This window comes from Erythrobacter sp. S158 (assembly GCF_057364915.1).
The window spans coordinates 3,055,881-3,081,775 of sequence record NZ_CP200279.1 but is presented as its reverse complement, the minus strand read 5'-3'; the positions used below and the strand labels follow the sequence as shown (position 1 = coordinate 3,081,775).

Genomic DNA, 25,895 nt, shown 5'->3' with positions numbered 1-25,895 from the left:
CCCACTAGAACAGCTCCAAATACTGCTTGGTAGAACCAAGTTGCCAAGCGACTCCGATCTCCCCTCATCACATCGGCCCATTCAAAGCTCATGCGAAAAAGAGTCTCGCAAAAGAATATGAGTGAGGCCAAAAATAGCAAACCATTGGAATATGGCCTCATCATCAACTCGTTATCGCCGAGCCCCCACCCAATTCCCAACAGGGTCCATGCCTCAAATGGCGCAGCCACAAGAACGAAAACAAGATAGAACATAAGACGCATCGAGGTGGCTGGTCGCTAAGTGGCTAAGACCACCAAGAGCGCTAAAATGGCTATCGCAAGCACCGAGACAGAAAATGACATCGCCCATCCTACGAGATGCCTCGTTCTGTTCCGCTTAACTTGTGCTGCAAATAGCTCGTCCTCCATATACCTCAGGCCTTCGAAGGTTTTCACGGTTCTCTCGATACCAGCCGTTACGATATCCTCGTAAATTTTGTTCCGCTGATCACGGTCAGCGCGAGATGCCGCGATTTTTATCATAGCCTTCTTTAGGTCGTATTTCAGCACTTTATACTTTGGGAATTGAACCGCGATCAGATCGGAATCAACGCGATCTTCGAGTTCTTCTAGATAAAGTACAATATAGCTGAACATCGCATCGACAGCATCATGCCTAGCTCTGACGCAACATTGAAGAAAGTCTTCCAGATGACTGCGCCTCTTATCTGCGTCAGCTGATGCAGATGTTTCACGAACGAAATCAATTAGCTTCCGGCCAGCATAGCGCAGTTCGGAAACCGCAGGGCCGACCATTGCGCCGTTGATCTGTTCCGCACGCTTAAGCAGGCCTTCCGTCTGGTCCCAGAATGCAACAGCCTTGCCGATCTGCTCTCCGACGTCCAGCGGAGTGGCCTCAATCGGCCTGAGCAAAACCGTTTCACGCATTGAGAAAGCGACCCCCCCAAGTGCCCCCAGCGCGGGGTCAATCCAGCTCTTTAAATATGGGAGAGTCGATGACCGATGGGCGACCAAGCTGCCTCCGAGCGAACTGAGCCAGAACGTTGCCACGCCACAAACGCGCAGCCACCTGCAAAGCAGAATGACGCATGCTTCCGCCAAAGCCGTACCTTGGATCACGACCGCGACCAGTTAGATATCTCAGAGCATCATTCATTAGCTAGCCTACAACCCCATCGGCTCACTGAGAGCCACAGAGGCGAATCACCCCCAAAAAGCGGCGTGCCATAACGCGACCCAACTCATTTGGCAACAATGCCGACACCACATTCCCACAAGATGGCACCTGAGCCTGACCAAGGGAATCCCGTAACAAACCATTTCGTCCCATTTTTGATTCGCTCTAACGAAATCAGAGGGTTGACCTGTTTACCTCCTGTGGAAAAGTCAGAATTCCAGACTTCACCCCATCGCTTCAAGAACGTCCTCAAGCCGTGCTGGGTCCCCAAGGGCGATGACGCGCCCGTCGCTGTCGGCATCCAATGGGTTGCCCTGCCAGTCGCTCATCGTGCCGCCAGCGCCTTCGACCACGGGGACGAGCGCGGCGAAGTCGTGGATTTTGAGGCCTGCTTCGATCACGACATCGACGTGGCCGGATGCGACGAGGCCGTAATTGTAGCAGTCGCCGCCATAGATGATCTTGCGCTCGGCGACCGCCTTGGCGACGCCCATGAAGGCATCGACATCGTCGCCTGCGAACTGGTGCGGGGTGGTGGTGCCGAGCACCGCGTCGGAGAAGTCCTTGCATGGGCGAACCATGGCAGGCTTGCCGTTGAAGGTCGTGCCCTCCCCGATCCGCCCGACCCAGCGCTCTTTCGCAATCGGCTGGTCGATGACGCCGAGGACGGGCCAGCCGTCCTGAAGGAGTGCGATCAGCGTGCCGAAGATCGGGCGACCGGCGATGAAGCTGGTCGTGCCGTCAATCGGGTCGAGCACCCATTGCCGCCCTGCGCCCTCGTTGCGGGTGCCGTATTCCTCGCCAATGATGCCGTCGTCGGGGTGTTCGGCCTCAATGATCTGGCGCATCGCGGCTTCGGCTGCGCGGTCGGCCTCGGTGACGAAGGAGCGGTCTTCCTTGCGCTCTTCGGCCCATTCGCCGCGGAACAGGGGACGGATGGCAGCGCCCGCAGCATCGGCAAGGCGGTTGGCGAGTTGGAGGTCGGCTGGAGTCATGGGGCTCTCTTTGAAGGTCCGGGGCCACCCGCTCCCTCCACCCTTCCACCCGGATTATCACTCCGGGTCACGATCCGGGTGGAAGGGTGGAGGGAGCGGGTGGCTTGGCACGCGCGTACTAACGCGCCTGCCAGAAATCGAAAGCCTGTTCTTGGTGCAATTTGACATAGGCCTTCGCTTCCGCCCCCTCCCAGTCGAGCGGCCATGTGCCTTTCATGGTCTCAGCCAGGTGCGAGCGGGCGACGAACCAGCCTTGGCCCGGAAGCCCGTCGGACTGGCGCACCACGAGGACCGCAAGGTCAGGCTCCCCCGCCACGCGTCCGTCCTGATCAATCGCGTCGAGCACCTTGCACAGCGCACGCATCTTGGGCCGCGTGAAGCGGTAGCCGAGCAGGCCGAGCATTTGCGAATAGGTCAGCGCGTTTCCTGCGCGGGCAGCGCCAATGAGGAGTTCGCGAACTTCAGCCTTGTCGAACACTATTGTTCTTGCGCACGCCCATCCGGGCGCGCGACTTCCTCGCTCATGCGATCAAAGATCGCGTCGCTGCGGGCGGCCGGTCGGCCTTGCGGTCGCGTTGCGACCGGTTCCATCAGTCAAACAAACTGCTAACCGAACTTTCGTCTGCAATCCGGCGGATCGCTTCGCCTACCAGCGGGGCCATCGTCAGAATGCGAATCTTCTCCGAAGCTTCCGCCGCTTCGGTCGGACGGATTGAATCGGAGATCACCAGTTCCTTCAGCTGCGACCCATCGATGCGCGCCACCGCGCCGCCCGAAAGGACGCCGTGGGTGATGTATGCGGCAACCGACTTCGCTCCGCCCTCAAGCAGCGCGTCGGCTGCGTTGCACAGCGTCCCGCCAGAATCGACGATGTCGTCGATCATGATGCAGTGCCGACCCTCGACATCGCCGATGATGTTCATGACCTCGCTCTCGCCGGGACGGTCGCGGCGCTTGTCGACGATGGCGAGCGGGGCGTTGTCGAGCCGCTTGGCAAGCGCACGGGCGCGCACCACGCCGCCGACATCGGGCGACACCACCATCAGGTCCTGGTCGCCATAACGCGCCTGGATATCGGCGGCCATAACGGGCGCTGCATAGAGGTTGTCGGTCGGGATATCGAAAAAGCCCTGGATCTGCCCTGCGTGCAGGTCCACCGCAAGGACGCGGTCAGCGCCGGCCTCCGTGATGAGATTGGCCACGAGCTTGGCCGAGATCGGCGTGCGCGGGCCGGGCTTCCGGTCCTGACGCGCATAGCCAAAGTAAGGGATCACCGCGGTAATCCGCTTGGCCGATGCACGCCGCAGCGCGTCGATGCAGATCAGCAATTCCATGAGATTGTCATTCGCCGGATAGCCGGTCGGCTGGACGAGGAAGACGTCTTCGCCGCGCACGTTTTCATGGATTTCGACGAAGATCTCTTCATCGGCAAACCGGCGAACGCTCGCATCGGTCAGCGGGATTTCGAGATAGGCCGCAATCGCGCGCGCAAGCGGCAGGTTCGAATTGCCCGACATGATTTTCATGAATGCGAATCCCCGACGAGGTGTGCTGCTGTCCCGCCACGCCTAGCCAAGCGTCATGCAATTGCAACACATGCGTCTGCGTTGTCGTCAGATTGCCCGAATGCGTGTTTGCCGCGCTCCTGTTTGCATCCGCGCTTTTTTGGTGTCAGTCCAAGGGAGCTTATGCAAATGGGGGTCGTTTCATGAAGTCTTTTTGGGTCGCATTCCTCGCGCTGATTTTCCTCGGCGCATGCTCGCACACGCCGGAGTTCACGCCGCAGGACAAGCTGTGCAATATAACGCGCTATTCGCTCGAGACATCCTTGCCGGGCGAACGGCCCCTCAGCAGTGTCATCGCGGAAAATCCCGGAAACATGCTGCTCCTTTCGGGCGGCAGCCAGAACGGGGCGTTCGGGGTCGGCTTTCTCGATGGCTGGCACAAGAGCGGCACCATGCCGAATTTCAGGCTCGTCACCGGGATCAGCACCGGAGCGCTGCAATCGACCGGCGCTTTCATCGGGCGGCCGGAGATTTCCGTAAACGGCTACACCATCGACGACGAGGGCCGCCTGCTCGTCACCTATGTCGATGGCTCGGATATCGATGACGGGTTCAGTTTCAAGGCTATCTACAAGCTGCTGACCAAAGGTGCGATCTCGGACCTCATCCCGCTGCGCGATCGGCTGGACGAGATCATGACCGACGAGGTCTTGAGAGAGGTGGCGGACCGTTACCGCGATCCCGATAACCGCTCTTACCTGCTCGCCGGCGCGACCGATGTGGACCTCGGCGTTGCGGTCGCGTTCGACATGACCAAGATCGCACTCGACTATGCCAACGCCAAAACCAAGGCCGATCGCGATCGTCACAAGGACTGCTACATCGAGGCGCTCGTCGCCTCATCCATCGTCCCGCCGGGCGCGCGCCCGTCCTTCATCGACAACCGCATGTATATTGACGGCGGCGTGCGCTACGCCGTCTTCGACGACCGGTTCAGCGAAGTGCTGCGCCCTTCTCCTGTGAATGTGCCTGTCCGCACGGGAGACCGCCACGCGCTTTACCTGATCCTCAACGCGTCGGGGGATTCGCGCGAAGAGTGTCAGAAGGTCGATCCAGACGACTGCACGCCCGAGCGGGCCTTGTTCGGCCAGCGCAAGGACTGGGAGGTGCTGGACCTTGCGGTGCGCACGCTCGAACTGTTCGAAAACCAGATTAGGCGACTATCGGTTGACCGCGCCCGCGAGCGGGCTCTCAACGATAACCTGCCATTCTTTTTCGCGCGCATCCGCAACGGGGATTTGAGCGATCCGCATCGTCGCTATTCGATCCCCGATTTCGAGGATCAGGGGCCCAAGACCTGCGAAGAATGGCGCAGCATCGACGATGCACAGGACGACCCGGTCGAATTTCACCGCTGCTTCATGCGCTGCCTGATCGAGTATGGACGTGATCGTGCCAGAGAGGCCGAGTGGGACGAGCAGCCGCGCTAGCGTTCAGCCGACGCTTCGGAGTGCTCTGCAATCATCTCGTCGATGATGGTTGTCGACACCCACCGAATGTCCTCATTGCTCGTGAAAAGCAGCGCCGATCCGTCGAGCGTCACCAATGGGCACAACTCATGGCCCGGCGTGTTCACCCGCTCATCGAATGCGATCGGATAAGACCAGCCGCCCTCTCCGTCGGGCAAGGATAGGTAGAGGTCGCCCCGCCCCAGCCCCCGGCGGCGGCTTGATGCGAAGATCAGGTAGCGACCTTCCGGATCGATATAGGGATCGCCTTCATAGGCGCGCGTGTTGACGGGCGATGGAAGGCGTGCCGCGTTATCCTCGGCGCTGTCCGCAAGGTTGGCCGAGTAGATGTCATACCCGCCCTCGTCATTTGCGCGGTCGGATGACCAGTAGACCTCGCCCGAACGCGTGATCGAGACGAAGTAGTCGTTTCCAGGTCCGTTGATGGGCGCATCGAGCAGGACCGGGTCCGCCCAATCACCCACGGCGTTGCGCGTAAGATAGCCGATATCCGCGTCACCGCGCACCCGCGTAATGAAATAGAGCCGCGCCTCGTCCTCGCTGAGATAGGGGTCCTGCGCGGTGTATTCGGGCGTGCCGAGAATATGCTGAGGCCCGGTCCACTCACCGTCCTCCCAGTGCCACGCCTCCATCGACTGCCACTCGCCATGCTCGATCCCGATAGTGACCGTGCGTCGGTCGCGCGACATGGTCGAGCAGAACTCGTAGCGACCCTCTTGCGAGACCGTTCCAGCGCCCAGCACTTCGGGCTCCGTGGGCGGGATGGGAGCATCGTCGGAGGCGGCGCCCTGCGCGCTCGCCGCCGTGAGGATAACCGGTCCAAAAAGCCAAAGCATGCTTGCCCCCTTGTTCAAAGGTCAGCCTGCGCGTTTTGGCTGGGTCAGCAATGGTTTAGCGGCGAGCCGCCCCTCAACTCCGGTGCGGAGTGATGCGGTGCTCGCCCTTGATCCACCTTACAGTGCCTGACGAAGCGCGCATCACGACGCTTTCGGTGGTCATGATCGTTGCGCCGGTTGACTTGCGGCGCTTCTTCACGCCGTCGAGCAGCGAGCCGTCGGTCACGCCGGTGGCTGCAAAGATGCAATCGCCCTTGGCGAGATCGTCGAGCTTGTAGATGCGACCCAGGTCCTCGATGCCCCACTTCTTCGCGCGCGCCTTTTCATCGTCGTTGCGGAAGACGAGGCGGCCATTGAACTGTCCGCCGACACAGCGAAGCGCAGCCGCGGCCAACACGCCTTCGGGGGCTCCGCCCTGGCCCATATACATGTCGATCCCGGTGTCCTGGTCGGTCACGGCGATCACGCCTGCAACGTCGCCATCGCCGATCAGGTAAACGCCGCAACCGAGCGCGCGCAGCTCTGCGATGAGGTCGGCATGGCGCGGGCGGTCGAGGACGCAGACATTGATCGCGCTCGGCTCGACGCCCTTGGCTGCCGCAACCGCTTGAACGTTCTCGGTCGGAGACTTCGCAAGGTCGATCACGTCGGCAGGAAGGCCGGGGCCAACCGCGAGCTTGTCCATGTAGACGTCGGGCGCATTGAGAAGATCGCCCTTCTCCGCTGCCGCCAGAACGGCAAGCGCGTTGGGGCCAGCCTTGGCGGTGATGGTGGTGCCTTCGAGCGGGTCGAGCGCGATGTCGATCTTCGGAGCCTTGCCGCCATCTGCGCCCATGCCGACCTTCTCGCCGATATAGAGCATCGGCGCTTCGTCGCGTTCGCCTTCGCCGATGACGACGGTGCCATCCATGTAAAGCGTATCGAAAGCGCGGCGCATCGCTTCTACCGCAGCGGCATCGGCGGCCTTCTCGTCCCCGCGTCCGATCAGCTGCGCTGCGGCGACCGCAGCGGCCTCGGTCACGCGAACCATCTCCAGGACCAAAACACGGTCGATCGCGTTTGAATCTTCAGGCTCTTTTGCCGCCAGCACATCTGTGTCAGTAGGGGTGTTCATGCGAAATTCAGTCCTCTTGCGCCTTGTCATCGGCTCAGCTTCGAAACGCAATGCGCTTAGACAGGAGGAGCCGCATTTGTCGAGCAATGCCGCCCGCCTTCCCCGAAAATCGACCCTTTTCGGGGTTGCAGCAGGATTGGGCATCGCGCTTGCTGCTCCTGTGGCCGCGCAGGATGACCAGCCGGTGACACAGGAAGCCGAAACTGAGCCCGAGGCTGATGCCGAAGACGCCGCGCCCGATAGCGCCGCGACCCCGCGTCGCGCGCCCCGCCCGCTCCGGCTCGACCTGTCGGTGACGGTCCCGCGCGAGGAATCGGACCGCCTCCTTGAAGAAGACTGCGAGGAAGAGGCCGATGCGGGCCGGATCGCGGGCGAGATCGTCGTGTGCCGCCAGCTTGGCGAGGCAACCGATGGTTCGTGGAACAAGGAAGAATGGGAACAACGCTACGCCCAGCGCACGCAGGGTGAGCAGCCCGTCAATGTTGCGGGCGGCGGCATCTTCAGCGGACCTGCAACGGTCAGCGGGTTGTGCGTCATTCCGCCCTGCCCGCCCGAAGCGGCGCTCATGATCGATGTCGAGGCCCTGCCCGAAGCGCCCGAGGGATCGGACGCTGACCGGATCGCGCGCGGCCTCCCGCCGCTTGGCCGCGATCCTGACCCCACGCCCGAAGAAATCGCTGCACGCCGCCGCGCGCTCGGCCTCGAAGCGCCGCCGGTTCCCGAGTGAGGCATGCCCGGTTCAGCCTTCTAGCTGGACTGGCGCTGGCCTTCCCTGGGGCCTTTCCCGTTGCCGCGCAGGAACGGGTACCGATCCCTCTCGATGACGAGGGCTTTAGCGAACCGAGATCGCCGCCGCAGCGGATCGACCTCACGCCTCAGTCCGTCGCCGCGCCTGCTCCATCGGAAACCGATGTCAGGGAGTGCGAGGAAGAGGTGGATGCGAGCGCAATCTCAGGCGACATCATCGTGTGCCGCCAGCGCGGGGATGATCCGGGCAACTGGTATTCAGGCTCGGCAGAGGCCTGGGCCGACCGTTATGCTCGTGAGAGCGCCTATATCAACGACCCGCAGGCGCCTGACGTCGACAACACCCACCATCCGTTCGCCGGTTCGGGCGTGACGATTGTTCTCACCGGCTGCTTCATTCCGCCCTGCCCTGGCCCGCATCCGGTGATGATCGATGTCGAGGCATTGCCTGCGCCGCCCGCAGGCAGCGATGCCGAACGCATCGCGCGCGGGCTTAATCCCATCGGCGAGGATGGCGAGCCTACCGAAGAAGCGCGCGCATTGCTGGAGCAGGAGCTGGGCCTGCCGCCCTCGCGCTATGAACCGTCGCGCGAAGAGGGCGACGCTAGGCCGGCAGGATAGGCAGAACCAGCGGCTCGCCGGTCAGGCTTTCCGATCCTTCAAGCAGCGCGAGCGCCTTGGTGACGTTCGCCTCTGGCCCTTCATGCGTGACCATCGCGACCAGCACTTCGCCGCCGCCATGCTCTCGCCCCTGCTGGATCAGGCTCTCGATCGAGACATCGGCGTCGCGCATCGCGGCGGTGATCTCGGCGAGTACGCCGGGGCGGTCCTTGACGGTAAAGCGCAGATAGGTGCGCTCTGTGCGGTGGCCGGGCTGTGCGGGGCCGAGCGCCTGCAGCTGATCGACCGGCATCGAGAACGGTGCGCCCACTTCAGAGCGCGCAATGTCGATAAGGTCGGCAACCACTGCGCTCGCGGTCGGTCCATCGCCGGCGCCCGCGCCCTGAAACAGCAGGCGGCCCGAAAAATTGCCCTCCGCGACAACCGCGTTGGTGGGCCCATCGACCGAGCTCAAGGGGTGACCCTTGGCGACAAGGCAGGGGCGCACGCGTTGTAGCAGCTTGGGCGTACCGTCTTCGTCCTGCACATCGGCCTCCGCGATCAGGCGGATGACGAAACCGAGCGCATCGGCCTGCGCAATATCGGCAGCGCGCACCTGGACGATGCCGGTGGTGGAAACGCTGGCGAAATCGACCTTTGCGCCAAACCCGATCGCTGCAAGAATTGCGAGCTTGTGGGCGGCGTCGATCCCCTCGATATCGAAGGTCGGGTCGGCCTCGGCATAACCCAGCGCCTGCGCTTCGGCGAGCGTTTCGGCAAAGTCCGCTCCGGTCTCTTCCATCTCGGACAAGATATAATTGCAGGTGCCGTTGAGGATGCCGTAGACCTTGGTGAGCGCGTTGGCGCTGGTGCCTTCGCGAAGGCCCTTCACCACCGGAATCCCGCCTGCAACGGCCGCTTCGAATTTGAGCGGCGCGCCCGCAGCTTCGGCAGCCTCGGCAAGCTCAAGCCCATGATGCGCGACCATCGCCTTGTTTGCGGTGACCAGCCCCTTGCCGCCTTTGAGAGCCGCGCGGGACAAAGCAAGCGCAGGCCCGTCCGATCCGCCGACAAGTTCGACCACGACATCGACATCATCGCGCGCGCCAAGCGCCGTCATATCGTCTTCCCAAGCATAGGAGCCGGTGTCTACGCCGCGATCCTTGTGCCGCTCGCGCGCGCTCACCGCGACGACTTCGATCGCACGGCCAGCGCGTGCAGCGATGAGGTCGCGGTTGGTGCCGAGCAGCCGGATGACCCCGACGCCAACCGTGCCGAGCCCGGCGATGGCGATGCGCAGAGGCGATGAAGTGGACGCGTTGGTAGCCAAGCGCAGGTTCCTTTGGGCCGGGAGTTTCGTTGTGCGATGCAATATAAGCGGGATGCAGCGCTGGCAATCAGCGCCTCACGCGTCAAGCGGCAAATCGCAGCCCCGCTTTGCGAGCAAGGTTCAGGTGGCCTCGGTAATCGCCCGCGCACACGGGCCCAGTTCCTGCATCACGAAGGCGTAGTCCGCCTCAGCCAGCCGGCGCTCTTCAGGATCTCGCGCGAGGTTTGCAGCCGAAGGCAGGCGCTGCGGCAGCGCGCAAGCCATGCGATACCAGCGCAGCGTGCGCGGCTGGGGCGCGCGGGCGCTCGAATCGATGATCTCGCCCCAGGAAACGCCCCAGGCCGGGCGCTGACCCGGACGGCGCAGGACCGTGATCGACACCGGCGAGCGGCTGTCGGTGGACAAGAAGATCTGCGTCTCCGATTCTCCGGCAAGCGTCCCGCGCACCGCAAGCGCGTCGCGAATGCCGGTGATAAGCGGCGGACGATCGTTAGCTACCAGCGAAGTCAGGATCGGACGCACACGCGCCTCAAGCTCGGGCGAATAATCGAGCTGCGCATTCTTGCCGGTGAGCTGGATCGAGCCGGGACGGCCCGGGACCGCGTCGGCAAACAGCAGCATGACCTTGTCCTTGAGCTTTTCCGGCTTGCCGCGCTCATTCAAGGGGACGTCCACGAGATAGACCAGAGATTCGCCCAGCGGGCTGGTTCCGGCAAGGAGGGCCTGCGTGCGCGCCTCAATATACAGGCGCGCGAATCCGGGGGCGAGACCAGGCGCGCGCTCAGGCTCCACTTCGATCTGCCGGCGAATCTCGGCGCGGATGACAAGATCGCTTCGCTCGGCCAGATCCACGAGGTCGGCATAGGTCGCCGCTTCGGCAGCGGTGACCGGAGATGGGACAGTTTGCTGCGCAGATGCCGGTGCTGAGCCCAGCGCAATCGCCGTTGCAGCAAGCGGCATCAAAAGCAACCTGCGGAATTTATTGGTTAAAATCGCGTTAACGCGCCGTCTCATGGTCAAATCCTGTTTCCCGGCATCACATTTTTTCGGGCTAGACCACATTGGACGCAGCCGCCAGTGAATCACCGCTGAACCGTAAATTCGTTTGATTGCATAGGTGTTGACCGTTAAAGCGCGGGGAGCTTGTATCGAGGTTGGGGACAAGATCGATGCAAACTCGGCTGCGTTGTGGTGCCTTTTGGAACGGGCGCTGCACGCGGATGGTTGGAGCAGGATTCCTTACGAGCGCTCACTGGGTTGACGAGCGTCGCGGGCAAATTCTGGGAACCGACCGAGATTTAAGATTCTGGGATTCGCATCCCGGGTCGATCTCATCGCTGGCCTTTCGCATGCTTTGCGAATCGGTTGCGACGAGGATTAGGCCCGGTGTGCGAGAATTGTGTCGGGCCCCCGCCCGACGGAAATAACGGAGAGAAAGCGACTGGATGGCCTACGCTGACCAACAAATGGGTGGAAGTAAGGTAACTTCCATCATCATTGTGGCGTTGATCCATGTGCTGATCGGGTACCTGCTCATTTCCGGCCTTGCCATCTCGGCAGTGCAGGAAGTGGTTGAGCGCGTCACCACGGTCGACATTGAGGAGCCCGAGCCCCCTGAGGAGCCCGAGGAACCACCGCCCGAGCAGCCCCCGCAGGAAACGGCCCCGCCGCCTCCGGTTGCTCCGCCGCCGCCGATTAACATCGCGCCGGCACCGCCACCGATTCAAACGCAGCCGACGATTCCGCCGCCTGCACCACCGGCTCTTACAATTCCGCCGCCTGCACCGGTTGCACCGCCGCCGCCCCCGCCGCCTTCGCTGGCGCGTGGAGCGACGACCCGCAACGAACGCCGCTGGGCGACGCGGATCCAGGAAAACTATCCTTCGCGTGCTCTGCGTGAAGAGATTGAGGGCACCGTGGGCGTTCGCGTCACCGTCACTGCTGACGGCCGCGCAACGAATTGCCAGGTCACCGGTTCGAGCGGGTCGAGCATCCTCGATGATGCAGCCTGTCGCGGGATGGAACGCTATGCGCGCTTCAACCCCGCACTCGACGCCGCTGGTAACGAGACCACGGGATCCTACTCCACCCGGATCACCTATCGTTTGAACTGATGAATTTTGAGGCTCCCGGCCCGCTGGAAGGCGCCGGGACCTTCGGGACACTTTTTAAGAGGACTACTCGCAATGAACCTTTATTATCTCGCAGCTGCGGCCGCCGACACGGAAGCGCCCGTCAACGAATTCGGCTTCTGGAAAGCCATGGAAGAAGGCGGCCCCGTCGCCTGGTCGATCCTTGCCGTCATGATCATCATGTCGGTCGGTTCGTTCTACATCCTGTTCACCAAGCTGTTCGAACAGAACAAGGTGATGCGCCAGTACCAGAGCGTTCGTCAGTCGTTCTGGCGTGCATCGTCGCTTAAGGAAGGCGCGACCAAGCTTGAGAAAAACAGCGCGTGGCGCCAGCTCGCCGACGACGCCGTGACCGCTCAGGAGCACCACGGCAAGATGGAAGGCGCAGGCCAGGAAGTTCACTTCGTCGAGGAAGAGCTCGCTCACTCGCAGAACACCATCAACCAGTCGCTTTCGGGCGGTCTGTCGTTCCTCGCATCGGTCGGCGCAACCGCACCGTTCATCGGTCTACTCGGCACCGTGATCGGCATCTACCGCGCACTGATCAACATCGGCATCGAAGGTTCGGCCTCGATCGACAAGGTTGCAGGTCCGGTTGGTGAAGCACTGATCATGACCGCAATCGGCCTGCTCGTTGCTGTGCCTGCTGTGCTTGCCTTTAACTGGCTGCAGTCGCGCAACCGTCGCATCGACGCTCTCATGACCGACTTCTCGAACAACATCGTTGCCTATATCGGCTCGAACGGTTCGATTAAGCCGGCTGTGACCGCTGCGGCTGCGAAGCCGGCTGCCAAGCCTGCTGCGAAGCCGGCCACCACGGCTGGCGGCGCTTCGGCCTCGATCAAGAAGTAAGGGCGATTGCCGGGGTGGGCGGCGATGTCTGCCCCGGCCCGTCTCTTGCGACGATCTTGGTTCGCAAATGGCATCTGCGCAAAGGTGCCTTGGCAGTAGAAACGCTCTTTTGAGCAGATAAGGAATTCACAATGGCGATTTCGATGGGAGGCGGGGAAACCCCGATGTCCGACATCAACACCACGCCGCTGGTGGACGTGATGTTGGTTCTCCTGATCATCTTCCTCATCGCGGTTCCGGTGGCCATCCAGACGGTTGAGCAGTTGGAAATCCCGGTCTTCGAATCGGTTGAATCGAAAGACAAGGTGGAAAACCTCCAGCTGACCGTGAGCACGACCGACGCCGAGGGTCGCACCGCAGGCACGATCCGTTCGGGCTTTACCGGCGCGACGCGCACCGGCGAATGCCGCGTCTACTTCAACAACATCACCCCGATGTCGTCTGAAGAGCTTTACGACGCAGCCTTCACCAAGCTCGACAACATCGTGCAGGCTTATCCGGGCGGTGCAGAGGCGATCATCGACGATCCCGACGCCATCCCGCAGGTCCACATCCGTGCAGACTCGAATGCACCGTGGCGCTGTGTTGCGGGCACGATCTATCAGGTCCAGGCCGCTGGCTATCCGACCGTCGGTTTCATTTCGAACCCGGTCGACCCGAACGGCTAAGCCGGTCGGGACACACGATTAAGGAGTAACTGACATGGGTATGTCCGGAGGCAAGCTCGACGGCGAACCGATGATCGACATGAACATGACGCCGCTGATCGACGTTTTGCTCGTTCTGCTGATCATGTTCATCATCACCATCCCGGTGGCAACGCACTCGGTCGATATCGACCTTCCGCAGGGCGATCCGCCGCCGACTGATGTCATCATCGACCCGATCAAGAACAAGCTCGTCCTGACGCAGGACGACCAGATCCTGTGGAACGGCGAAGCCGTGAATCAGGGCCAGCTGGTCACCCTGCTTGCAGAGACGACGCAGATGGCGACCGAGCCAGAGCTGCAGTTCGAGCCAGAAGCGCTCGCCAGCTACGACCTTTCAGCAAAGGTGCTGCAGGTCATCAAGAGCTCGGGCGTGACGAAGTTCGGCTTTGTCGGCAACGAAAAGTATCGCCAGTTCGGCTCGGGTTCGTAAGCACCCGCCAAACAGGCCAACGAGATAAGGCGCTGCGGGAAACCGCGGCGCCTTTTTTGTTGCAGGGGCGCTCGGCCTAAAGCGCAGCGATGGCGAACTCCACGAAGTTTCGGGCCGAACGGAGAGCAGGAGCGCCGCTCCTATCCCGGTGCCTGTACCCCAATGCCTCGGCGACGACCTCCTCATTCGGATGAACTTCGAGCCAACACCTCGCGCCCTCCGACTTCGAGACGATTTCTCCGGTCTCGGCCGCATGGAGCGACCGCGCTGCATTCAGAACTGCATTGACTATTCCCTGCCCGCTCGGCTCGCCGCGCAACTCATTGCGGTGCCAGACCAGCTCTCCCTTGAGGGCGGCCCGCAAAGCCGACATCTTTATCGGAGAAAGGACTTCCCACGGCGGCTGACCCACCAGCGCCAGACCTGCCTGTCGGCACAGCTGCATATGGACGAGAATATCGCTGGTGGTGCCGTTCACTTCGACCGCAGTGCCCCATTCCACCCCGGTCGATAGCGCGAAATCATAAGGCATCGCCTCGACCGGTGCGCGCACCGCATCGGCAATGCAGAGGATCAGCTCCAGCCCAAAGGCTGGTACAGGCAAGGCCTCGTGACTGAGGCCCACCGCAAGCCGCTCTCGCTGCGCGGGACGCAAAGGCCCCGACACGACACCCAGGATATCGAGGTCGCTCGACCCGGCCTGGAAGTCATCCTGAACCACAGATCCATGAAGGTAGAGGGCGATCAGGTCGTCGCCGAGAATCTCGCGGTGAACACTAACCACGTTCTCGAGGTAAGCGGGGATCGCCGAACCTGCGGGGAAAAGCCTGGCGGGATTGTCCAACCGCTAATCCCCTTCGAGCATCTCGGCTTCGCGCGGGTCGATCCGCATCGCTTCGCCCGCGAGGCTTTCGGCTTCGAGCAGCAGCTCATCATCGACCGCGCCCTGAGGCACAGCTTCGCGGCCGATCATGGTCATGACGGGCACGGCCAAAGGCGAAACCCGCTCCAGCTCCACATGCACCAATTCATGTTGCGAACGCTCAAGCAAGTCGGCGAGCCTGCCCACATCCGTCATCCGCGCGCGCGCATCGGCCCATGCGGCTTCGAGCAGGACGTGGTCGGGCTCGTACTTCTTGAGCACATCGTAAATCAGGTCGGTCGAGAAGGTGACCTGCTTTCCGGTCTTGCGCTTGCCGGGATGCTGGCGCTCGACCAGCCCGCTGATCACGGCGACCTCTCGGAATGCGCGGCGCAGCAGATGGCTTTCGGTGACCCATTCGGTGAATTCGCCTGCAAGGATATCGGGAGAGAGCAGCGGCTTGGGGTCGGTCACCGGCTTCAATCCCCAGACCGCGAGGCAGTAATCGTTCGCGACGAAGCCGCCCGGCATCAGGCCGCGATCCTCCATCCGCCGCGTCACAAGCATGCCGAGCGACTGGTTCGCGTTCCATCCCTCGAACGTATAGTAGGTCGTGTAATGCTTCTTCGCGTGAGGGAAGCTTTCGACCAGCAGCTCTCCGGGCCTCGGCAGGCGGCTGCGATAATCCTGCACTTCCAGCCACTCGCGCACATCGTCGGGAAAGCGCCCCCAGCCCGCACGATCGTCTAGCATCGCCTGAACGCGGGTTGCCAGATGCGTTGTGAGCGGCAGGCGAAGGCCGCCATAGCTCGGGATCGTCGCGCTGGTCTTTGCGGCGCGCACGATCAGGTCCATGTCCTGCAACTTCTCGACCTCGAGGCTCATCCCGGAGAAGAAGAACGTATCGCCCGGCGAAAGCTGCGCGGCGAAGCGTTCCTCCACCTTGCCCAGCTGTCGCCCGTTTCTGAAGCGCACGACCAGCATTTCAGAGTCGACGATGATCCCGGCATTCATCCGGTGGCGCTGCGCCTGGTTCGGATGAGTGAGCCGCCAGGTGCCGTCTTTTTGGCGCACGATCCGCTTGAACTTGTCATAAGCCCGCAGCGCATAGCCGCCGTTTTCGACAAAGCGCAGCACGCGCCCCAGCCCCTCGGCATCGAGCCACGCGTAGCTCAGGGCGCTGCGCAATTTTGCGAGCATGTCATCCTCGTGAAATGGCCCGGCGCAGGCGCAGGCCATGAGGTGTTGCGCAAGCACATCGAGCCCGCCTTCACGGAAATCCTCACCGTCGCGCATGCCTTCATCGACCGCGTCCTTCGCCGCCATCGCTTCGAGAAATTCGAAACGGTTGCCGGGCACGAGCATGGCGCGGCTCGCGGTGTCGAGCCGGTGGCCCGCGCGCCCGATGCGCTGGAGCAGGCGCGAAGAGCCCTTGGGCGCGCCCATCTGGACGACGAGGTCGATATCGCCCCAGTCAACGCCGAGATCGAGGCTCGCAGTGCAGACCAGAGCGCGCAGCTCGCCCGCCGCCATCGCATCCTCGACCTTGCGCCGTGCCTCTTTGGAAAGGCTCCCGTGGTGAACGCCGATGGGCAGGTTGTCGTCGTTCTCCTCCCACAGGCACTGGAAGATGAATTCAGCAAGGAAGCGCGTGTTGGTGAAGACCAGCGTTGTGCGATTGGCCTTTATCGCTTCCATGAGCTGCCCGACCGCCCAGCGCCCGGCATGCCCGCCCCACGGCACGCGCTCCTCGTTGGGAAGCAGGATCTCGACCTCGGGCTCGGCGCCCTCTTCGCCCAACACCAGATCGGCGGCGTGAATTTCGCCGGTATCATCGGCGGGCTGCGGGGCGAGCCATTCCTGAAAGCTGAGCGGATTGGCGAGCGTTGCCGAAAGCGCGACGCGCTGCATGCCCGGCGCAATGGTCTGGAGCCGCGCGAGGGCGAGCGCCAACAGGTCGCCGCGCTTGCCTGTTGCGAAAGCATGAATCTCGTCAATCACCACCCGCTTGAGGCTGGCGAACAGCTCGAAGCTTTCTGGGTAAGAGAGCAGCAGCGACAGGCTCTCCGGCGTCGTCAGAAGCACGTTAGGCGGCTTGGTGCGCTGGCGCTTTTTACGGTCCGAGGAGGTGTCGCCGCTGCGCGTCTCTACCGTGATCGGCAGCCCGATTTCCTCGATCGGGGTGAGCAGGTTGCGCTTCACGTCATGCGCGAGCGCTTTCAGCGGCGAGACGTAGAGCGTGTGCAGACCTTCGGGCGGCGCGGCATCGTTGGAAGGCGCGAAATCGCACAGGGTCGGCAAAAAGCCCGCCAGCGTCTTGCCCGCGCCGGTATCAGCCACCAGCAACGCATCGCGCCCGTCGCGCGCCTTGGCGAGCATGTCGCTCTGGTGACGCCGGATGCGCCAGCCGCGCGCGTCGAACCAGCCCTGAATCTCAGGTGGAACCGCGATGCTGGAGGCGCGGGGAGAGAGAGCGGTCTTTGTCACTGTGCCATCAAAGATGGCCACCGACCGCCCCGCCGACAAGGGCGCAGAATCTCAGACCTTTTCGGTCATTGCTACTTGCCCTTGGGTGGCGGAGCAGTCTGCGATGCAGGCTCGCTCGCAGCGAGGTCCTCAAGCGAGACACCCAGGAGCGTTGCAAGCTTGTCCTGCTCTGCTGGCGAGAGATCCGAGAAGGTCCGACCCTTGGGGTAGCGCGACGCGATGTCGCCGATGTCGCCCATCATCGCCGGCATGGCTTCCATCACAGCGGGCATCATCTGGTTCATCGCCGACATGACCTGAGGGTCAGCAAAAATCAGGAAGCTTTCCGCTGCATATTTGCTGCCAACGGGCGTTGCGAAATAGGCGTCGAGTTCGGAAAGCTCAGCCTCGGTAAACCGCACCGCGTAAGCGCGCGCGAGGCCCGCACGGTAGCTTGGCTCGATCTGGACCACGATGTCGCTGATAAGGCTCATGGTCATGCCCGCGATTTCGGCGTTGCGGGCCTCGGCGTTCGGGTCGAGCAGATCGACCGCTGCTTCTAGCCGCGTTTCGTCGACGCTGCTCAATTCGCTTGGCGGAAGGCCGGTGAGCTCGAGGAGCAACATGGCGGGCGAGCCTGTGATGCTGCCGAGCATCGAGTCCATCATCGGCGCCATCGTCTCGTCCATCATCTTGGCATAGGTGCCTTCGGGGAAGAGCTTGAGCACCACCGACTGCGCCATCGGGACGCGCGCTTCCTGGTCTGCGGTGAGCGGTTCGGCAGTCCCGAACATGTCTCCGAAGAGCTCGCCCATAGCGCTCAGCTCACGCTCGACCGCCCCGTTGGATGTGTCGGTGTGAGCATCGGCAAGAGCCGGTGTCGCGGTCAGCGCGGTGACGCTGGCCAGAGTGGCGAATACGAGACCTTTCAACATGCTTCGACCCTTTCTTAGTGACCCACACTCTCGCCGCGCTCGAGGCCCGAGAGCGACAATTGCTCGTCGATCTGCGCGATCAGGCGTTCAAGGCCCTCATCGCTGTCGCTTTCGGCGCGCGCGACCAGCACGTCCTGCGTATTCGACGCGCGCAGCAGCCACCAGCCATCGGCGGTGTTCACGCGCACTCCGTCAGTGGTGTTGACCTCTTCGACGCCTGCTCCGGGATTGGTGGTCATACGCTCGGAAATCTCGGCCATGGCGGGGAACTTGCGCGCCTCGTCGACCTGGAAGCGCATCTCGGGCGTGTTGAGCATATCGGGGATCGCGGATTTGAGCTCAGTCACCGATTTCCCGAGCCGCGCCGAGGCCGCCAGCAGGCGGACACCGGCATAAAGCGCATCGTCGAAGCCGTAATAGGTGTCGGCAAAGAAGACGTGCCCGCTCATTTCACCTGCGAGCGGCGAGCCTGTCTCCTTCATTTTGGACTTAATCAGCGAGTGGCCGGTCTTCCACATCAGCGGCTCGCCGCCATGCTCGGCAACGTGATCGAACAGCGCGCGCGAGGCCTTCACATCGGCGATGATCGTTGCACCCTTGCGGGTTTTGAGCAGGTCCTCGGCGTAGATCATCAGGAGCTGGTCGCCCCAGATTACCCGGCCCTCGCCGTCGATCGCGCCGATGCGGTCGCCGTCGCCGTCGAATGCCACTCCGAAATCGAGTCGCTTCTCAGCGACGAGAGCGCGCAAATCCTCCAGATTCTCCTCAACGGTTGGATCAGGATGGTGATTGGGAAAATGCCCGTCGACTTCGGTGAAAAGGAGGTGATGCTCCCCCGGAAGCCGCGCGGCCAGCGCCTCGAGCGCAGGGCCGGCAGCGCCGTTGCCAGCGTCCCAGCCAACCTTGAGCGAGGAGAGGACCGCGGTGTCGATCCCGTCGAGCCCGGCGAGCATCCGCTCGACATAGGCGTCCAGAATGTCGAGCGACGTGACGCTCCCCGCACCATCCGTCCAGTCGCCCGCCGCGGCCAGTTCCCCGAGCTTTTGAATATCGCTCCCAAAAAACGGACGGCCCTGAAAGACCATCTTGAAGCCATTGTAATTGGGGGGATTGTGGCTGCCAGTTATCTGAATGCCGCCATGTACCTCTTCGGATGAGGCTTCGGCGAAATACAGCATCGGGGTCGCGCTCATGCCGATCCGCACCACGTTGCACCCGCTTGCGGTGAGCCCTTCGACCAGCGCGTGTTCGAGCATGGGCGAACTGACGCGCCCGTCATAACCAACCGCCACCGTCGATCCGCCGTCACGCACGAGCAACGTCCCGAAGCTGCGCCCGATTGCGCGTGCATCATCCGGGCCCAGCGTCTCGCCGATTATACCGCGGATGTCGTATTCGCGCAGTACGGTTGGATCGAATTGGTGGTTCATCTGTCAAAAGCCTTGAGTGTGAAAGTATTGAAGTAAGCAAAGCGCTTGCCGCGCGAATGTGTCAATCTTCCGATGCGTCATCGCGGATTGTTTCGACCTTGCCCGCCGGCAATTCGCCAAGCAGGACATCGCGCGCATCGTTGGCCTCGTACACTTCTGCGTTCGAGCCGCCGCGATCGGGGTGGACCATCGCAATCCTGCGCTTGTGCGCTGCCATGATCTCTTCGCGGCTGGCCCCCTGCTCAACATTCAGAAGCTTGCGCGCGTTGAGGACGACCTGCGAGCGCGAGGGCTGCAAGCTCATATATTGCCACGGCCAGCGACCCAGCGCCCAGCGGCACAGGATGCAGATCAGGATCAGGATGATCGCGATGCGCAAAAGCATGGCTCAGGCCGGCTCCAGCGGGTTGTCGGCGCGGGCAAATTCGGGAAGCTTGAGCGCCTGAACCAGAGTGCGCAGCTCCTGGCGCGCAACGATGTGGCTGGTGCCGAGATCGCCCAGATGCCCCTTGTCGAGCAGGGTCAGGCCCGACGGAAACAGCTCACGAAAGATCACGCGCTCGGACAGGCCGTGAGCCACGCGGAACCCGACGCGCTTCGACATTTCCTTCAGCGCACGCTCGATACGCGCCATGTTGCGCGCTTCGGTAAAGCCGGTGCGGTTGCGCACGACGATCCAGTCCATCTCAGGGCGCTTTTCGGTGATCGCGGTCTTGGTGCGCTTCATGCGTTGTTCCCAGATCAGCTCTGCGAAGAAGGAGAGTTTCTTGACCTTGAAATTCTCCGCATCGACCTGCCCGATAAGGTCGAAATCGACGAAGCTGTCATTCATCGGCGTCACCAGAGTGTCGGCATGTTCAACCGCAGTGCGCGCAAGCGGATCGTCGCGGCCCGGATTGTCGATCACCAGAAAATCGCAATCGGCCTCAAGCGCGTGGATCGTCTCGATCAGCTGGTCGCTGTCGCCCTTCAGGAACACCTCGCACGCAGGCGTCGGCAGATTGATCTTGCGCCGCCGCATCGTGTGGAAGCGGTTCTCCATATACCGGTGGGACGTGCGCTGGCGCGGATCGAGATCCAGCATCGTCACATGGGCGCCCAGATAGGACAGCGCGACCGCGACATGCACCGCCGTGGTCGATTTGCCGGTGCCGCCCTTCTCATTGGCAAAGACAATCCGGTGAGCGGTGTTGCGAGACATCGGGAGATATTTCCTAGTGCGGGGTTTGGCGAATGGCGGCCAAGGGGTAAAGCGACGCTGCTGACAATATCGGAGGGTCTTGAGGCGTGCAAACTGCACATACGCTCGATGTGTTGAGAACGCAGGTCGCAAAGCTGCGCGGCAGCGACGGGGCGACCATTGGCCTCGTGCCGACCATGGGCGCGCTGCATGAAGGGCACTTGACCCTGGTGCGCCGCGCGCGCGAGGCTTGCGACCATGTCGTTGCGAGCATTTTCGTCAATCCCACCCAGTTCGGGCCAAATGAAGACCTCGACGCTTATCCCCGCCAATTGAAGGAAGACGCCGCCATGCTCGAGGGCGAAGGCTGCGCGCTTTTGTGGGCGCCGGACGTCGAAGCCATGTATCCTGACGGCTTCGTCACCAGCATATCGGTGAGCGGGGTGAGCGAGGGGCTGTGCGGCGCTGATCGTCCCGGCCACTTCGACGGGGTCGCGACGGTGGTGAACAAGCTCTTCAACCAGGTGCAGCCTGACCTCGCCTTCTTCGGCGAAAAGGATTTCCAGCAGCTTGCCGTGATCCGAGCGATGGCGCGAGACCTCGACCTCACTCACCCATACGTCCTCTCGATCATCGGCGTGCCCACGGTCCGCGAGCCCGATGGCCTCGCCATGTCGAGCCGCAACCGCTACCTCTCGCCCCAGCACCGCGAAGCCGCCGCGACATTGCCGCGCGCGATGAAAGAGGCAATCGCCCGGATCGAGGACGGGCAGGAAGTGCAGCCGACGCTGAATGCACTTGAGGATGAACTACTGGGCGCAGGCTTCAGCAGCGTCGATTATGCCGTGCTTGCAGATGCCGCTTCCCTTGCGCCTCTGACAGGCCTATCTGGCGCCGCAGCGCGGCTTCTTGTCGCGGCACGGATTGGCGGCACGCGGCTCATCGACAACATGGCGGTGGGCTAGGTGATCCGCTCTAGGGACATGATTTAGCGATGTTGAAGCATTTCTGGGGATCGCTCCTCTTCACTGCTGTCTGCCTTGCGCTTGGCGGATGGTATGGCTGGGCGCTGCACGGCACGATTGGCGGGATGCTGTCGATCCTCTGGATCTGCGCGGTTCTGGCCGTGCTCGAAGTGTCGCTGTCGTTCGATAACGCCGCCGTAAACGCCTCGATCCTCAAGGACATGGACCCCGTCTGGCAGCAGCGATTCCTCACCTGGGGTATCGCCATTGCAGTGTTCGGAATGCGGATCGTGTTCCCGATCGTGATCGTGATGGTCGCAGCCAGCCTCGGCCCGATTGACGCGGTGCGCCTCGCACTGAGCGATCCGGCCGAATACCAGCGCATCGTCAGCGACGCGCATATCGGCCTGATGGGTTTTGGCGGCGCGTTTCTGGGAATGGTGGGGCTCAAGTTCTTCTTCGATGCCGACAAGGAGCTGAACTGGATCGCCGCAATCGAACGCCCGCTGGCCAAGGTTGCCGATATCGAAGCGATCTCAATCGGGCTTGTGCTCGCCGCCACCTGGGCGACATCGACCATGCTTGCCGACGCTGACGCTCTTACTTTCATCATCGCGGCAATTGGCGGCCTGCTGACATATCTCGCGGTCGAGATCGTCAATCACGTGCTCGAGCCGCCCACCCCGTCCTCCGGCGACGTTGCCAAGGCGGGTTTTGGCGCATTTCTTTATCTCGAAGTGCTCGATGCGAGCTTTTCGTTCGATGGTGTGATCGGCGCGTTCGCGCTCACCAACAATCTCATCATCATCGCGATCGGCCTGGGCATTGGCGCCATGTTCGTGCGTTCGATGACGATCTTCCTCGTGCGCAAGGGAACGATGAGCGAGTACCGCTATCTTGAGCACGGCGCGTTCTACGCGATCCTCGCGCTCGCGACGATCATGTACATCAACACCTTCTCGCATATCCCCGAGGTCATCACCGGCCTGATCGGAGCGGTCCTTATCGGTCTCGCCTTCTGGTCATCGGTTCGCGCAAACCGCGCAGAGCTTCGGGGGCCGACGGGCGAAGTTGTTGGCTGAAGCATTTTCTTGACGAGCGCCGCGTTATAATGGCAATGGCGCTCCCTCGAAAGCGGGCGGGTATAGCATAGTGGTAATGCTCCAGCCTTCCAAGCTGGCTAGAGGGGTTCGATTCCCCTTACCCGCTCCAGAGCTTGCCCTTGCACAAACTTTTCTTGGCTTGTGTTGCCACGCACACCCGCTAGCTGGGTTTCATGCGTAGTCTGACCCATCTCGAGCGGCTCGAAGCCGAGAGCATCCATATATTTCGCGAAGTCGTGGCCGAGGCTGAAAACCCGGTGATGCTGTATTCGGTTGGCAAGGATTCGAGCGTCATGCTGCACTTGGCGCGCAAGGCGTTCTACCCCTCGCCGCCGCCCTTCCCGATGCTGCATGTCGCAAGCGGATGGGACTTTCAGGCGCTGCTCGATCACCGGGACAAGACGGTGAAGGAGTACGGGCTTGAACTGATCATCGCGCAGAACGAAGACGCCGAGGAACAGGGCATCAACCCGTTCGACACCGGCAGCGCGCTTTATTCGCAGGCCCAGCTGACCGATCCGCTGAAAAAGGCGCTGACGCAGCACGGTTTCGATGCGGCTTTCGGTGGCGGCAGGCGCGATGAGGAAAAGGCGCGGGCGAAGGAGCGCGTATTCAGCTTCCGCACCGCATCGCATCGCTGGGACCCAAAGAATCAGCGCCCCGAGCTCTGGAACCTCTACAACGCGAAAAAGAACAAGGGCGAGAGCATCCGCGTCTTCCCGATCTCGAACTGGACCGAGCTCGACATCTGGCAGTACATCGCGCTCGAAAAGATCGACATCGTGCCGCTTTACCTGTCCTCCAAGCGTCCCACGGTGACACGCGACGGGCTGCTGCTGGTCGTCGATGATGATCGCTTCCGCCTCGAAGATGGCGAGGAACCGGTCGAGCGTTCGGTCCGTTTCCGCACGCTCGGCTGCTACCCGCTCACCGGCGCAACCGAGAGCGAGGCGACCGACATGAACGCGATCATCCAGGAAATGCTGCTCGCGACTGGGTCGGAGCGTCAGGGCCGCGCGATCGACAAGGGGCAATCCGCTTCGATGGAAGACAAGAAGCAGGAGGGCTACTTCTGATGAACAAGGCTGACTCCAGCTTTCAGACCGATGCTCTCATCGCCGAGGACATCGACGCCTATCTTCAGCAGCATCAGCACAAGAGCCTGCTGCGTTTCATCACCTGCGGCAGCGTGGATGATGGCAAATCGACCCTGATCGGGCGGCTGCTCTACGATTCCAAGATGATCTTCGAGGACCAGCTTGCTAGCCTCGAAGCCGACAGCGTCAAGCACGGTACGCAAGGCCAAGAGATCGACTTTGCTTTGCTGGTCGACGGCCTTGCTGCAGAGCGCGAACAGGGCATCACGATTGACGTCGCCTATCGCTTTTTCACGACTGAAAAGCGCAAGTTCATCGTCGCCGATACGCCGGGACACGAGCAATATACCCGCAATATGGTCACTGGCGCTTCCACCGCAGACCTCGCGGTGATCCTCGTAGATGCTCGGAAGGGCGTGCTCCAGCAGACGCGGCGGCACAGTTACATCACCCATTTGCTCGGCATCAAACATCTAGTGCTGGCGGTGAACAAGATGGACCTTGTCGATTACGATCAGGCCACTTTCGATAAGATCGTTGCCGACTATTCCGAGTTCGCGAAGGAAGTCGGCATCGAAGACTTCACCGCGATCCCGATCTCCGGCTTTAAGGGCGACAACATCACGTCATCGCCCTCCGCGAACACGCCATGGTACAATGGCCAGGCGCTGATCGAGCATCTCGAGACGGTCGAGGTCGCGAACACCGCTGCGCAGGAACGTTCGTTCCGCATGCCGGTTCAGTGGGTCAATCGCCCCAATCTCGACTTCCGCGGATTTGCGGGGCAGATCACCGGCGGCACGATCAAGCCGGGCGACACAGTGCGCGTTGTGCCAGCTGGCAAGACCAGCACGGTCAAGACTGTCACGACCTTCGACGGCGACCTTGAAGAAGGCGTTGCGGGCCAGTCGGTCACGTTGACGCTTGAGGACGAGGTCGATTGCTCGCGCGGTGACGTGATTGCGGCGGCTGGCGATCCACCCGAAGCCAGCGATCAGTTCTGCGCAACGTTCGTGTGGATGGACGAAACCGCGTTGAAGCCGGGCCGTGGATACTGGCTCAAGCTCGGCAGCCAGATGGTCACGGCCACTGTTCAGCCACCCAAATACGAGATCGACGTGAACAGCCTCGAGCACCTCGCGGCCAAGACACTGGAGTTGAACTCGATCGGTGTCGCCGAGTTCGCGACCGACCGACCGATCACGTTCGAACCCTATGCCAAGAGCCGCCAACTTGGCGGGTTCATCCTGATCGACAAGTTCACCAACGCGACCGCTGGCGCAGGGATGATCGAATTCAGCCTTCGCCGAGCGCAGAACGTGCACTGGCAACCGACCACGGTCACCCGCGAAGAGCATGCCGCGCTCAAGAACCAGGTGCCGCGCGTGCTGTGGTTCACCGGACTTTCGGGCTCGGGCAAGAGCACTATCGCGAACGAGGTCGAAAAGCAGCTTTCGCTGATGAACCGCCACACCTTCCTGCTGGATGGCGACAATGTCCGTCATGGGCTGAACAAGGACTTGGGCTTCACCGAGACCGACCGGATCGAGAACATCCGCCGCATTGGCGAGGTTGCCAAGTTGATGGCGGACGCTGGCCTCATCGTGCTCACCGCCTTTATCTCGCCCTTCCGGGCCGAGCGGCAGATGGTGCGCAGCATGCTTCCCGAAGGCGAGTTCATCGAGGTGTTTGTCGACACCCCGCTCGAAGTCGCTGAGCAGCGCGACGTGAAGGGTCTTTACAAAAAGGCTCGCTCCGGAGAACTCAAGAACTTCACCGGCATCGACAGCCCCTATGAAGCGCCCGAAAATGCAGAGATCCGCGTGAACACCGTGGACATGACGCCGGTCGAGGCTGCCGAATACATCATCAGCCAGATCATGCCGCTCAAATGAGTG

General features: G+C 62.0%; 25 protein-coding genes and 1 tRNA gene. 12 read left to right on the top strand and 14 right to left on the bottom strand.

The window, feature by feature from the left end:
- Nucleotides 1–278: 278 nt before the first annotated feature.
- The 4 genes from AC0V6T_RS15110 to AC0V6T_RS15095 form a co-directional block, all read right to left on the bottom strand.
- Nucleotides 279–929 carry a hypothetical protein gene (locus tag AC0V6T_RS15110; RefSeq protein WP_486128206.1) on the bottom strand — a complete coding sequence of 217 codons (651 nt, stop codon included), beginning with the start codon at nt 927–929 and terminating at the stop codon, nt 279–281.
- A gap of 474 nt (nt 930–1,403) precedes the next feature.
- On the bottom strand, nt 1,404–2,174 hold the full coding sequence (gene hisN, locus AC0V6T_RS15105; protein WP_486128204.1) for a histidinol-phosphatase: 771 nt from the start codon (nt 2,172–2,174) through the stop codon (nt 1,404–1,406).
- 118 nt (nt 2,175–2,292) lie between these two features.
- Complete coding sequence (locus AC0V6T_RS15100) at nt 2,293–2,652, bottom strand: ribose-phosphate pyrophosphokinase (RefSeq protein ID WP_486128202.1); 360 nt, start codon at nt 2,650–2,652, stop codon at nt 2,293–2,295.
- Between the two features lie 112 nt (nt 2,653–2,764).
- Nucleotides 2,765–3,700 carry a ribose-phosphate pyrophosphokinase gene (locus tag AC0V6T_RS15095; protein WP_007165586.1) on the bottom strand — a complete coding sequence of 312 codons (936 nt, stop codon included), beginning with the start codon at nt 3,698–3,700 and terminating at the stop codon, nt 2,765–2,767.
- 182 nt (nt 3,701–3,882) lie between these two features.
- On the opposite strand from AC0V6T_RS15095, the gene AC0V6T_RS15090 reads away from it, so the two are divergent.
- Nucleotides 3,883–5,169: a patatin-like phospholipase family protein gene (locus AC0V6T_RS15090; RefSeq protein ID WP_486128200.1), complete on the top strand. Its 1,287-nt coding sequence runs from the start codon at nt 3,883–3,885 to the stop codon at nt 5,167–5,169.
- Here AC0V6T_RS15090 and AC0V6T_RS15085 read toward each other — a convergent pair.
- Both AC0V6T_RS15085 and glpX read right to left on the bottom strand, forming a co-directional pair.
- Nucleotides 5,166–6,044, bottom strand: coding sequence for a TolB family protein (locus AC0V6T_RS15085; protein WP_486128198.1), 879 nt, complete (start codon nt 6,042–6,044; stop codon nt 5,166–5,168). The two genes, AC0V6T_RS15090 and AC0V6T_RS15085, sit on opposite strands and share 4 nt — an antisense overlap.
- Before the next feature lie 73 nt (nt 6,045–6,117).
- Entirely contained in the window at nt 6,118–7,158 is a 1,041-nt protein-coding gene (gene glpX, locus AC0V6T_RS15080) for a class II fructose-bisphosphatase (protein ID WP_007165589.1), read from the bottom strand.
- Here glpX and AC0V6T_RS15075 point away from each other — a divergent pair.
- Both AC0V6T_RS15075 and AC0V6T_RS15070 read left to right on the top strand, forming a co-directional pair.
- Nucleotides 7,157–7,885 carry a hypothetical protein gene (locus tag AC0V6T_RS15075; RefSeq protein WP_486128196.1) on the top strand — a complete coding sequence of 243 codons (729 nt, stop codon included), beginning with the start codon at nt 7,157–7,159 and terminating at the stop codon, nt 7,883–7,885. The two genes, glpX and AC0V6T_RS15075, sit on opposite strands and share 2 nt — an antisense overlap.
- Nucleotides 7,882–8,526 carry a hypothetical protein gene (locus AC0V6T_RS15070; protein WP_486128194.1) on the top strand — a complete coding sequence of 215 codons (645 nt, stop codon included), beginning with the start codon at nt 7,882–7,884 and terminating at the stop codon, nt 8,524–8,526. The genes AC0V6T_RS15075 and AC0V6T_RS15070 overlap by 4 nt, the downstream gene beginning before the upstream one ends.
- On the opposite strand, the gene AC0V6T_RS15065 is transcribed toward AC0V6T_RS15070, so the two are convergent.
- Nucleotides 8,510–9,835: a homoserine dehydrogenase gene (locus AC0V6T_RS15065; protein WP_486128192.1), complete on the bottom strand. Its 1,326-nt coding sequence runs from the start codon at nt 9,833–9,835 to the stop codon at nt 8,510–8,512. The genes AC0V6T_RS15070 and AC0V6T_RS15065 overlap by 17 nt on opposite strands.
- Before the next feature lie 120 nt (nt 9,836–9,955).
- A complete protein-coding gene (locus AC0V6T_RS15060; RefSeq protein ID WP_486128191.1) occupies nt 9,956–10,795 on the bottom strand; it encodes a hypothetical protein in 840 nt (279 codons plus the stop codon).
- Nucleotides 10,796–11,280: 485 nt separating this feature from the next.
- Between AC0V6T_RS15060 and AC0V6T_RS15055 the strand changes: the two genes are divergently transcribed.
- The 4 genes from AC0V6T_RS15055 to AC0V6T_RS15040 all read left to right on the top strand — a co-directional run bounded on the left by AC0V6T_RS15055 (nt 11,281) and on the right by AC0V6T_RS15040 (nt 13,959).
- On the top strand, nt 11,281–11,949 hold the full coding sequence (locus AC0V6T_RS15055; protein ID WP_486128190.1) for an energy transducer TonB: 669 nt from the start codon (nt 11,281–11,283) through the stop codon (nt 11,947–11,949).
- Between the two features lie 72 nt (nt 11,950–12,021).
- On the top strand, nt 12,022–12,819 hold the full coding sequence (locus tag AC0V6T_RS15050) for a MotA/TolQ/ExbB proton channel family protein (protein ID WP_486128188.1): 798 nt from the start codon (nt 12,022–12,024) through the stop codon (nt 12,817–12,819).
- A 131-nt stretch (nt 12,820–12,950) separates the two neighbouring features.
- The gene (locus AC0V6T_RS15045; RefSeq protein WP_174214221.1) at nt 12,951–13,487 is read left to right on the top strand and encodes an ExbD/TolR family protein; all 537 of its coding nucleotides are present in this window, start codon (nt 12,951–12,953) and stop codon (nt 13,485–13,487) included.
- A 34-nt stretch (nt 13,488–13,521) separates the two neighbouring features.
- Nucleotides 13,522–13,959 (top strand): ExbD/TolR family protein, encoded by a 438-nt coding sequence (locus AC0V6T_RS15040; protein WP_007165597.1) that lies wholly within the window; start codon nt 13,522–13,524, stop codon nt 13,957–13,959.
- Nucleotides 13,960–14,035: 76 nt separating this feature from the next.
- Here the strand turns inward: AC0V6T_RS15040 and AC0V6T_RS15035 are convergent, their stop codons facing one another.
- From AC0V6T_RS15035 to AC0V6T_RS15010, 6 genes are all read right to left on the bottom strand, one after another.
- The gene (locus AC0V6T_RS15035; protein WP_486128185.1) at nt 14,036–14,803 is read right to left on the bottom strand and encodes an aminoglycoside adenylyltransferase domain-containing protein; all 768 of its coding nucleotides are present in this window, start codon (nt 14,801–14,803) and stop codon (nt 14,036–14,038) included.
- A gap of 3 nt (nt 14,804–14,806) precedes the next feature.
- On the bottom strand, nt 14,807–17,308 hold the full coding sequence (locus AC0V6T_RS15030) for a ligase-associated DNA damage response DEXH box helicase (protein WP_486128183.1): 2,502 nt from the start codon (nt 17,306–17,308) through the stop codon (nt 14,807–14,809).
- A 71-nt stretch (nt 17,309–17,379) separates the two neighbouring features.
- Entirely contained in the window at nt 17,380–18,222 is an 843-nt protein-coding gene (locus AC0V6T_RS15025) for a DUF2059 domain-containing protein (RefSeq protein ID WP_486128181.1), read from the bottom strand.
- A 14-nt stretch (nt 18,223–18,236) separates the two neighbouring features.
- Nucleotides 18,237–19,652, bottom strand: coding sequence for a phosphoglucomutase/phosphomannomutase PgmG (pgmG, locus tag AC0V6T_RS15020; protein ID WP_486128179.1), 1,416 nt, complete (start codon nt 19,650–19,652; stop codon nt 18,237–18,239).
- A gap of 61 nt (nt 19,653–19,713) precedes the next feature.
- A complete protein-coding gene (locus AC0V6T_RS15015) occupies nt 19,714–20,037 on the bottom strand; it encodes a J domain-containing protein (RefSeq protein ID WP_486128177.1) in 324 nt (107 codons plus the stop codon).
- Nucleotides 20,038–20,040: 3 nt separating this feature from the next.
- Nucleotides 20,041–20,853 carry a division plane positioning ATPase MipZ gene (locus AC0V6T_RS15010; RefSeq protein ID WP_111990975.1) on the bottom strand — a complete coding sequence of 271 codons (813 nt, stop codon included), beginning with the start codon at nt 20,851–20,853 and terminating at the stop codon, nt 20,041–20,043.
- An 86-nt stretch (nt 20,854–20,939) separates the two neighbouring features.
- Between AC0V6T_RS15010 and panC the strand changes: the two genes are divergently transcribed.
- From panC to cysN, 5 genes are all read left to right on the top strand, one after another.
- Nucleotides 20,940–21,797, top strand: coding sequence for a pantoate--beta-alanine ligase (gene panC / locus AC0V6T_RS15005; protein ID WP_486128174.1), 858 nt, complete (start codon nt 20,940–20,942; stop codon nt 21,795–21,797).
- Between the two features lie 29 nt (nt 21,798–21,826).
- Nucleotides 21,827–22,879, top strand: a complete 1,053-nt coding sequence (locus tag AC0V6T_RS15000) for a DUF475 domain-containing protein (RefSeq protein WP_486128172.1) — start codon at nt 21,827–21,829, stop codon at nt 22,877–22,879.
- Between the two features lie 56 nt (nt 22,880–22,935).
- Nucleotides 22,936–23,009, top strand: a tRNA-Gly gene (locus AC0V6T_RS14995).
- A gap of 64 nt (nt 23,010–23,073) precedes the next feature.
- A complete protein-coding gene (cysD, locus tag AC0V6T_RS14990) occupies nt 23,074–23,976 on the top strand; it encodes a sulfate adenylyltransferase subunit CysD (protein ID WP_486128170.1) in 903 nt (300 codons plus the stop codon).
- Entirely contained in the window at nt 23,976–25,892 is a 1,917-nt protein-coding gene (gene cysN / locus AC0V6T_RS14985) for a sulfate adenylyltransferase subunit CysN (RefSeq protein WP_486128168.1), read from the top strand. Before cysD ends, cysN begins: the two co-directional genes overlap by 1 nt.
- Nucleotides 25,893–25,895 lie beyond the last annotated feature (3 nt).

Coding starts and splice junctions, on each gene's coding strand:
- cysD (WP_486128170.1), top strand. CDS start 23,074: ATGCGTAGTCTGACCCATCTCGAGCGGCTCGAAGCCGAGAGCATCCAT.
- AC0V6T_RS15050 (WP_486128188.1), top strand. CDS start 12,022: ATGAACCTTTATTATCTCGCAGCTGCGGCCGCCGACACGGAAGCGCCC.
- AC0V6T_RS15000 (WP_486128172.1), top strand. CDS start 21,827: ATGTTGAAGCATTTCTGGGGATCGCTCCTCTTCACTGCTGTCTGCCTT.
- AC0V6T_RS15055 (WP_486128190.1), top strand. CDS start 11,281: ATGGCCTACGCTGACCAACAAATGGGTGGAAGTAAGGTAACTTCCATC.
- AC0V6T_RS15045 (WP_174214221.1), top strand. CDS start 12,951: ATGGCGATTTCGATGGGAGGCGGGGAAACCCCGATGTCCGACATCAAC.
- hisN (WP_486128204.1), bottom strand. CDS start 2,174: ATGACTCCAGCCGACCTCCAACTCGCCAACCGCCTTGCCGATGCTGCG.
- pgmG (WP_486128179.1), bottom strand. CDS start 19,652: ATGAACCACCAATTCGATCCAACCGTACTGCGCGAATACGACATCCGC.
- AC0V6T_RS15015 (WP_486128177.1), bottom strand. CDS start 20,037: ATGCTTTTGCGCATCGCGATCATCCTGATCCTGATCTGCATCCTGTGC.
- AC0V6T_RS15025 (WP_486128181.1), bottom strand. CDS start 18,222: ATGTTGAAAGGTCTCGTATTCGCCACTCTGGCCAGCGTCACCGCGCTG.
- AC0V6T_RS15095 (WP_007165586.1), bottom strand. CDS start 3,700: ATGAAAATCATGTCGGGCAATTCGAACCTGCCGCTTGCGCGCGCGATT.
- cysN (WP_486128168.1), top strand. CDS start 23,976: ATGAACAAGGCTGACTCCAGCTTTCAGACCGATGCTCTCATCGCCGAG.
- AC0V6T_RS15010 (WP_111990975.1), bottom strand. CDS start 20,853: ATGTCTCGCAACACCGCTCACCGGATTGTCTTTGCCAATGAGAAGGGC.
- AC0V6T_RS15110 (WP_486128206.1), bottom strand. CDS start 929: ATGCGTGAAACGGTTTTGCTCAGGCCGATTGAGGCCACTCCGCTGGAC.
- glpX (WP_007165589.1), bottom strand. CDS start 7,158: ATGAACACCCCTACTGACACAGATGTGCTGGCGGCAAAAGAGCCTGAA.
- AC0V6T_RS15085 (WP_486128198.1), bottom strand. CDS start 6,044: ATGCTTTGGCTTTTTGGACCGGTTATCCTCACGGCGGCGAGCGCGCAG.
- AC0V6T_RS15060 (WP_486128191.1), bottom strand. CDS start 10,795: ATGCCGCTTGCTGCAACGGCGATTGCGCTGGGCTCAGCACCGGCATCT.
- AC0V6T_RS15075 (WP_486128196.1), top strand. CDS start 7,157: ATGCGAAATTCAGTCCTCTTGCGCCTTGTCATCGGCTCAGCTTCGAAA.
- AC0V6T_RS15090 (WP_486128200.1), top strand. CDS start 3,883: ATGAAGTCTTTTTGGGTCGCATTCCTCGCGCTGATTTTCCTCGGCGCA.
- AC0V6T_RS15040 (WP_007165597.1), top strand. CDS start 13,522: ATGGGTATGTCCGGAGGCAAGCTCGACGGCGAACCGATGATCGACATG.